General features: G+C 59.1%; 4 protein-coding genes. 3 read left to right on the top strand and 1 reads right to left on the bottom strand.

All coding sequences use genetic code 11. The annotated features are described in order from the left end of the window. Positions 1-89 precede the first annotated feature (89 nt). The 3 genes from glgX (at position 90) to treY (ending at position 7,482) form a co-directional block, all read left to right on the top strand. Positions 90-2,252 carry a glycogen debranching protein GlgX gene (glgX, locus tag SGJ19_11255; GenBank protein ID MDZ4780821.1) on the top strand — a complete coding sequence of 721 codons (2,163 nt, stop codon included), beginning with the start codon at positions 90-92 and terminating at the stop codon, positions 2,250-2,252. A 116-nt stretch (positions 2,253-2,368) separates the two neighbouring features. Further along, positions 2,369-4,243: a malto-oligosyltrehalose trehalohydrolase gene (gene treZ / locus SGJ19_11260; GenBank protein ID MDZ4780822.1), complete on the top strand. Its 1,875-nt coding sequence runs from the start codon at positions 2,369-2,371 to the stop codon at positions 4,241-4,243. Further along, entirely contained in the window at positions 4,225-7,482 is a 3,258-nt protein-coding gene (gene treY / locus SGJ19_11265) for a malto-oligosyltrehalose synthase (GenBank protein MDZ4780823.1), read from the top strand. The genes treZ and treY overlap by 19 nt, the downstream gene beginning before the upstream one ends. Here treY and SGJ19_11270 read toward each other — a convergent pair. After that, positions 7,371-7,975, bottom strand: a 605-nt coding sequence (locus tag SGJ19_11270) for a hypothetical protein (GenBank protein ID MDZ4780824.1), incomplete at its 5' end; no start/stop codon positions are given. The two genes, treY and SGJ19_11270, sit on opposite strands and share 112 nt — an antisense overlap.

Below are 7,975 nucleotides of genomic sequence, written 5' to 3' on the forward strand. Positions count from 1 at the left end.
TTGGGACTGAAATTCGCTCCCTGGAAAGGTCGCCCATTGCTTGTTGGATCCTAGCACGTTTTGACACGTAGCTGACTTAAAAGGTGCGCATGGATAATGGTACGACGGCCGCAGTTTGGCCAGGTAGACCTTATCCATTAGGTGCGACCTGGGACGGCGAAGGCGTGAATTTCGCCCTGTTTTCTGAGAATGCGACCCGCGTCGACCTCTGCCTGTTCGACAGCGCCCGGACGCGGACGGAAGCGGTGGCGCTGACCTTGCCGGAACATACAGACCAAGTCTGGCACGGCTATGTGCCAGATTTGGAACCGGGGCAACTTTACGGCTATCGAGTCTACGGACTTTACGAACCTGAAATTGGTCACCGCTTCAATCCGAGCAAGGTGTTGCTCGATCCCTATGCGAAGGCGATCGGTCGTCAGATCCGTTGGTCGGACGCGATGTTTGGCTATCGAATCGGCGACGCCGCGGCCGACTTAACGCTTGACGCGCGGGACAATGCCGCCGTCGCTCCCTTGGGCGTGGTGATCGATCCGTCATTTCCCTGGGGCAACGATCGCCGGCCGCGCACCCCGTGGCATAAGTCGGTGATTTACGAGCTCCACGTCAAGGGGTTTACGATGCTAAACTCCAAGATTCCGGAACGTCAGCGGGGAACCTACGCAGGGCTTGCGAGCAGGGCGGCGATCGATTACTTCCACGACTTGGGAGTTACGGCAGTCGAATTGATGCCCATCCATCATCGGGCCGACGATCGACACTTGGTGGAACGCGGCCTAGTCAACTACTGGGGCTACAACACGTTAGCCTTTTTCGCGCCGGATGTGCGCTACTCAACATCACGGAATGGACGGCAGGCAGTCCGCGAATTCAAACGCATGGTTCGCACACTGCATGCGGCGGGAATTGAAGTGATTCTCGACGTGGTTTATAACCACAGCGCCGAGGGAAATCATCTAGGGCCAACGCTCTCGCTGCGAGGCATCGACAACGCGGCGTACTACCGTCAATCAGGCGGAGGTCGCTACTACATGGACTACACCGGCTGTGGCAACACGCTCAACATGCGGCATCCGCATGTGTTGCAACTGATCATGGATAGCCTGCGCTATTGGGTGCTCGAGATGCACGTGGACGGATTTCGCTTCGACCTGGCTAGCGCCCTGGCTCGCGGGCTGCACGAGGTGGATCGCCTGGGATCCTTTCTCGGCATCATTCACCAAGATCCCGTGCTGTCCCAAATCAAGCTCATTGCTGAACCTTGGGATCTCGGCGAAGGGGGATATCAGGTCGGTAATTTTCCGGTGCAGTGGACCGAATGGAACGGCCGATACCGCGACTCCGTCCGTCGATTCTGGCGGGGGGACGGGGGCGCCGTCGCCGACTTCGCCACGCGGCTTTGCGGCAGCGCGGACCTTTACAACCATAGCGGGCGCCGGCCCTACGCCAGCATTAACTTCGTCACGGCGCACGACGGCTTCACGCTGCACGACCTGGTGAGCTACAACGAAAAGCACAATGAGGCGAATGGCGAGGGCAACTGTGACGGCGAGTTGCACAATTTGAGTTGGAATTGCGGCGCCGAAGGTTCCACCGACGATCCCTCCATCGTGGAATTGCGCCAGCGGCAGATGCGAAACTTCTTGGCGACGCTGTTCATTTCGCAAGGCGTGCCGATGCTTCGCGCAGGCGATGAGTTCGGCTTCTCGCAACGCGGCAACAACAACGCATTCTGCCAAGATAACGAGATTAGCTGGCTGGACTGGGATCTCGCCGCATGGCAGCTTGAGTTACTTCAATTCACGCGGCGCGCCATCCAACTGCAGCGATCGCAGCCCGTGCTGCAACGCCGCAGCTTCTTTCAAGGGCGCCCGTTGCGCGGAGTCGAGATCAAGGATTTGCACTGGTACGATCCATCGGGCCTGGAGATGAGCGACGGCGCTTGGGACTCGGAGTTTGTTCGCTGCCTCGGCGTGGGACTATCCGGTGACGACATCATTGAACGCGACGCGCAGGGCCATCAGATTGTCGGCGATACGCTGCTGATTCTTCTGAACGCGCATCACGAGGCCATTCCGTTCACGCTTCCCGAACATGGAAAAACGATTTCCTGGGAATGCATTTTGTCGACGGCTGAGCCGGGTTCGCCGACTGACCGGTCGCCGCCAGGCAGCAACTATCCGCTACTAGGGAGGTGCCTGGCTGCTTTTCGCGCGATACCGCCATGCGACGTCGACGAAGGTTCATCGTAGTCGACAGGGCTCATTCGAACTCCGGGTAGCGAAGTGACATTACATCACTTAATCTGGTCCCGGCAGATTCTTCGTCTGATCCATTGCCTTTTTTTACCTGAGCTGCGGATGGTTCTATGGCTCCGGTGATCAAACCTTTTCACGAAGTGTCGCTCCGTGCCAGGCCGCATGGAGCGTTTCAGTTGGCGGACGGCACGGTAGAATGGAGTCTGTGGGCCCCTCAGGCGCGGAGCGTGGAAGTCGCGATCGAATGTGGCGGCGCCCGCGTTGCGCGGCGCATGGCGATCGCGTCGGACGGCTATTTCACGCATACCGAGCAGCGCGCGACCAACGACATCGTACGATATGCCTTCCGGCTAGACGACAACGACCGTTGGTTGCCGGATCCAGCTTCGCGTTGGCAGCCCGACGGTGTTCATCAACCGTCCGCTCTTTATTGCGCGGAGGACTTCCGTTGGACCGATGCGGATTGGGGCGGCGTGACGATGCGGGACTTGGCGATCTATGAAATGCACGTCGGCACGTTCACCGAGGAGGGCACGTTCGACGCGATCGTCCCGCGGCTCGGCGAACTGCGTGACTTAGGCGTAACGGCGATCGAGTTGATGCCAGTCGCGCAGTTTCCAGGCGATCGCAATTGGGGCTACGATGGCGTCTATTTGTACGCCGTGCAGTCAAGCTACGGCGGGCCTCGCGCATTGCAACGACTCGTCGACGCCTGTCACGCGCATGGCTTGGCCGTGATCCTGGACGTCGTGTACAACCATCTCGGACCAGAAGGAAACTACCTCAATGCATTCGGCCCTTATTTCACGGACTTTTATCGCACGATCTGGGGCCAGGCCTGGAACTATCATGGCGCCGACAGCGATCCGGTGCGCCGCTTCATCCTCGACAATGCGTGCATGTGGATTCGAGACTTCCATGTTGACGGACTACGATTGGACGCGGTACACGCGATCATCGACCTGAGTTCCAAGCACATCTTGGCGGAGATCGGCGAGGCGGCGCAAGAGACCTCGCGGGCGCTGGAGCGAGACGTCGTGGTGATTGCTGAGATCGGCGAAAACGATCCTCGACATCTTGAGCCGTGCGACCATGGCGGCTTCGGTCTGCAAGGCGTATGGAGCGATGACTTTCATCATTGCGCGCATGCGTTGCTGACCGGCGAACGCGACGGCTACTATTTTGATTTCGGCGGCGTAGAGCACTTGGCGAAAGCCTTTGCCGAAGGCTTCGTCTACGACGGGTGCTATAGCCCGTTCCACAGGCGCCGTCATGGCGACTCCTCGCGTGATATCGCTCGCGAGCGGTTGGTGACGTGCATTCAAAACCACGATCAAGTCGGGAACCGCGCCTTTGGCGAGCGCTTGCCGGCGCTGGTGTCGCCCGAGAAAGTGCGATTTGCCGCGGCGGCGGCGCTCCTGGCGCCCACCACGCCGCTGCTGTTCATGGGGGAAGAGTATGGTGAATCCGAGCCATTTCAGTTCTTCTGCTCGTTCGGCGATGAGAACCTAATTGAAGCCGTCCGTCGTGGGCGGCGAGAGGAATTCGCCGCTTTGGCCTTTCATTGGAAAGAGGAAGTGCCGGATCCGAACGTCGTGGAGACGTTTGTACGTTCTCGGTTGAGCTGGCGGTGGGAAGACGATCCCGTTCGCGCGGGGATGCGGCGTCTGTATCGAGCGTTGCTGCACGCACGGCGCGTGTGGCCTGCGCTCGTCGATCGAGAGCACACCGAGGTGTCGATCGTATCTCGCGATGGTCAACCTGCGCGGTTGATCATCGAGCGCGGGAGCAAGCGCGAACTTCATATCGTGTTCAACTTGCTTGACGGCGTGCAGCCGCTTGAGGAATCGTCCAAGTCCGACCGAGTTGTACTGCTGAGCACAGCGGTGTTTCGCTACGGGGGCCGACGCCAGACCGCGACGTCCGAGTTGCTGCCCTTCGAGGTTGTCGTAAAGGGGCCGATCGCGTGGAAGCTGGAAGGTTAGATCCCGAGCATGAATTGGCAGTTCAGCAATCGCTTGAGCTGTTCTCGGCGCGCCGTCAGCCGCCGCGCGCGACATATCGACTGCAGTTTCACGCCAATTTCACCTTTGGCGATGCCGCTGCCATTGTGCCTTACCTGGCTCGACTGGGCGTCAGTCATGTCTATGCATCGCCATTGCTCCAAGCGAAAAGCGGTAGCCCGCACGGGTATGATGTTTGTAGTTACGGTCATCTGAATTTGGAGCTAGGGGGGGAGCTTGGGTTTCAGGAGTTTGCCCGAGTTCTGTGCGCGCACGACATGGGTCTCGTTGCGGACATCGTGCCAAATCACATGAGCGCCAGCACGCAGAACGCCTGGTGGCGCGACGTGCTCGAGAACGGTCCAAACTCTCCGTTCGCGCAATTCTTTGATATCGATTGGCACCCGCTTAAGGATGAACTTGCCAATCGGGTGTTGCTGCCAATCCTGGGCGGGCAGTATGGACAAGTGCTTGAAAACGGCGAATTGCGAATTGAGCACCGCGACGGCGGTTTCCACCTTCGCTATTTCGATAATGTGCTGCCGCTCGGCCCAAAAACCGCGTTGCCAATCCTCACGGATAACATGAGCGATTTGGCCGCCTTGATCGGTCCACGGTCCGACGAGTTCATCGAATACCAGAGCATTCTCACGGCGCTCGAGAATCTACCATCGCAAACCGCCACGTCGTTTCACGACGTCGTGGTTCGGCAACGCGAGAAAGAGGTCATCAAACGCCGAATTCGCGACCTGGAACTCCGCTGTCCGGCGTTGCGTGAGCATATTGAGAAATCCTTGAGCGTCGTGAACGGGCAGCCGAAGGTTGCCGAGAGTTTCAACCGTCTGGATGACATCCTGACAGCGCAGCCGTATCGACTTTGTCATTGGCGCGTGGCGGCGGACGAAATCAACTATCGCCGCTTCTTTGACATTAACGAATTAGCGGCTGTGTGCATGGAGAACCCGCTGGTGTTTTTCCACGCGCATCGCTGTATCATCCAACTGGCGGCCCGTGGACTCATTTCCGGTTTGCGCATCGACCACGTCGACGGCCTGTTTGCTCCCGAGGAATACCTGTGGCGGCTGCAATGGATGTACATGGCAGAAACAGTACGCTGGCGCATGACGACGAACGCCGTGGCGTGCCACATGACGCCACAGGCCGAGTTTGACCTCGCCTTATCGACAATCTCCGAACTAACGGACGGGGCGGCAGCATCCTTTATCGACATTTCACGTGAGGTAGATGTCGCCGAGTCGGCCGCTGTTGCCGCATGTGTGCGAACGCTCTGTCTTAGGATGGGGTTGCCGTATCCGTCCGCACAAGACTGGCCGGCGGTCGTCGGCGGCGCTTGGGATGCACCGCAAGCCCCATCGGAGGAGCGGATGGAGGCGGCCTCGCCTTTAACGCCTCGTTTTCGTGGCGCAGTTCCTCTTTACGTCGTCGTGGAGAAGATTCTGGGCCCCGACGAGCCTTTGCCGGAAAGTTGGCCGGTGGCGGGCACTTCTGGATACGATTTTCTCACGCATGCGAACGGCCTGACGGTATCGCCGGAAGGCTGGAAGCAGCTGTGCCGCGACTATGCGCGTTGGGTGCCCGAATACGGCGCCTACCGACAGGTGGCGATCGACGCCAAGCGGTTGATTCTGCGAACGGCGATGTCCAGCGAGCTGCAAATGTTAGCGCACCGCTTGAACCGGATCTCGGAGCGCCAGCGACGCACCCGTGATTTCACTCTCAACCTGCTCCGCACGTCGCTGCGCGAAGTGCTGGTATACTTTCCCGTGTACCGCGTTTATCCTCAGCACGGGTGCGTCAGTGATCGCGATCGTTGCTTCGTGCGCCATGCGGTGGCGATGGCCAAACGCCGGAATCAGACCAGCGACACGGACGCGTTTGATTTCATTCAGGACGTGTTGACAATGGCGCATCCCGAGGGCGCGACCGACGAAGTCATCCTCGAGCGCGAGTTGTTCACCGGCCGTTTCCAGCAAGTCACTAGCCCGGTAATGGCCAAGGGTGTCGAAGACACGGCGTTTTACGTGTACGTGCCGCTGGCGTCGGTAAATGATGTGGGCGCCGAGCCGGGGGCGCCGACGGTATCTGTCGCAGACTTTCACCAACTTGCCATCGAGCGCCATCAGGAATGGCCACATGCCATGCTGGCGACCACGACGCATGACACCAAGAGAACCGAAGACGTTCGCGCGCGGCTGAACGTATTGTCGGAAATGCCGGGACAATGGCGCGCCGCCGTACATCGCTGGTCGCGTCTGAATCGCCGCTGGCGTGTTGACATCGAAGGCAGTGCCGCCCCGAGCCGCAACGATGAATACTTGTTCTATCAGAGTCTCTTGGGAATCTGGCCGCTTGAACCGCCTGGCGCCGAGGAACACGCCGAATTGGTGCGTCGCCTGCAACAGTACATGGAGAAAGCCACGCGTGAAGCCAAGCAATACACGAGTTGGATTCGCCCGGATCACCGCTATGACGACGCGTTGCGGGAGTTCGTAGCGCACGTCCTGAAACCCGCGGGCTCGAATCGCTTCCTGCAAGCGTTTCGCGAATTCCAACAGCAGATCGTGACTTACGGACTCTGCAATTCGCTTTGCCAATTGGCTCTCAAGTTGACGTTGCCAGGATGTCCGGACATTTATCAAGGCCAAGAGCAATGGGATTTCAGTCTTGTCGACCCCGATAATCGGCGACCAGTCGACTACGGTGCGCGTTTGAACGCCCTGGAGCAGTTTTGTGAAATAGGCGACCACGAGCAGTCGCCGGATCAATTCGCCGAGAGTCTTTCAAATCAGCTCAGTTCGCCACTTTGCAAACATTTTGTGACGTGGAGGTTGCTCGACTTGCGGCGCAAGTGGCCGGCGCTTTTAAGCGATGGCGAGTTCGAGCCGCTCGCGGTTCACGGCCCCGCCTCAGCCCACGTTCTGGCTTTTGCAAGGATGGCTCCGGAACGTTCTGACCGCGCGGTGCTTGTCGTTATCTCCCGGTTCCTCGCTACGCTCGACAACGCGAGTGTCGCGACGGACGAATTGTCAGGCTGCGCCCACCGCTGGCGCGACACGGCGCTTGACTGTGGACGATTTGCCGATTGGAACTACTCGTGCGCGGTTTCAGGCAACTGCGGCCGCCTGTCGCCCTTATCTTCGATTGCGGAACTCTTACCGTCCTGGCCGATGTGCGTGGCCGTGTTGGAGTCAGGCGAATGAGATCCGGTCGAGGCCACCACTTCGGACGTTCCGCCTGGTGATCCTCGGCGCAGGTCTTCAAATTGGACCTTGATACTGTGCTTGATGTGAGGTGCATTGGATGCGCGCCGTGCCGCCAGTTTCCAGAGTTGCTCGACCTTGTCCAGTCGACCGATTCGCTCCCAGAGGTCGCCGAGAATCAGGCACACCGTTGGCAATTCCGGATGATGTTGCGCCACGTCAACGAGCTCTTGATAGGCTTCCTCTTTCGCTCCAAATGTCGGCAACACCAACGCATCGTGAAGTTGCTTGGCAAGGTCCGTATGCTCTGCTCCGAAGGTCTCCACCAATAGCGCTTTGCACTCAGCGAAGAAACCGACTCGCGAGAAACCGCGCGCGAGTAACAGACGAACGGGTGTAAACGGCGCTTGAATTGTGCAGCGCTTGGCGGTTGAAAAGTGTGGCGCTCGGGGGTGAACGGGGTTTAGTTTAGGGACGCTGGAGGGGGAATGCA

Source organism: Planctomycetia bacterium (assembly GCA_034440135.1).
In the GTDB taxonomy this organism is placed as follows: domain Bacteria; phylum Planctomycetota; class Planctomycetia; order Pirellulales; family JALHLM01; genus JALHLM01.

Excerpts from the sequence above, each read along its gene's own strand:
- treZ (MDZ4780822.1), top strand. The coding sequence starts at position 2,369 with ATGGCTCCGGTGATCAAACCTTTTCACGAAGTGTCGCTCCGTGCCAGG.
- glgX (MDZ4780821.1), top strand. The coding sequence starts at position 90 with ATGGATAATGGTACGACGGCCGCAGTTTGGCCAGGTAGACCTTATCCA.